This is a genomic window from Herbiconiux daphne, assembly GCF_024979295.1.
GTDB lineage: Bacteria > Actinomycetota > Actinomycetes > Actinomycetales > Microbacteriaceae > Herbiconiux > Herbiconiux daphnes.
Genome location: NZ_JANLCJ010000750.1, coordinates 1 through 536 on the forward strand (window position 1 = coordinate 1; position 536 = coordinate 536).

Here is a 536-nt window from a genome sequence, read left to right on the forward strand (position 1 = left end):
CCGACATCAAAATGATTTGAGCCCAATCTAATTTGTAGGTGTCCGCCTTACCACCGGAATGATGGACGGGTTGATGGATATGCCACCACAACCACCCATGCTTCAAACTCGATGTGTAGCCCTTGTTGCGATTTGAGCCATTGAAATGCCCTTCATGGCTTTTTGGTGCTTTTGGGCTATGATTGCCCTCGGACACGTGTGGCGACGTGTGTGGTGTTTCGTGTGGCGTCACGTGCGACGTGTGTGGTGTTGCGTGTGGTGAAACATGTGGCGATACATGCGGGGAAACATGTGGCGACACATGAACCCCGAATGCTAACATAGTGATTGCGATTGCTTTGAACATTATTTTTGGTGACGTCCTTTCTTGAACAACACTAGCCATGCACCACCGACCAAGACAACAAGTCCGATTCCGATGTTTGTCAAGATGGTGCCAACGATTGATGATTCACCCGTTTTTGGCAATGTGTTACGTTCGGTTGATTGTGCAATTAATTTTGATACGGCTTGTTGAGTTTTTGCCGATTCCGTCT

Annotated in this window: 2 protein-coding genes; both read right to left on the reverse strand. The window is 47.8% G+C overall.

What is annotated here, in order from left to right:
* Window positions 1-232 (reverse strand): hypothetical protein (locus N1032_RS27490; protein WP_259543900.1); only part of this gene is annotated, 232 nt, incomplete at its 3' end.
* 113 nt (window positions 233-345) lie between these two features.
* On the reverse strand, window positions 346-536 hold a 191-nt coding region (locus N1032_RS27495), incomplete at its 5' end, for an LPXTG cell wall anchor domain-containing protein (protein WP_259543901.1).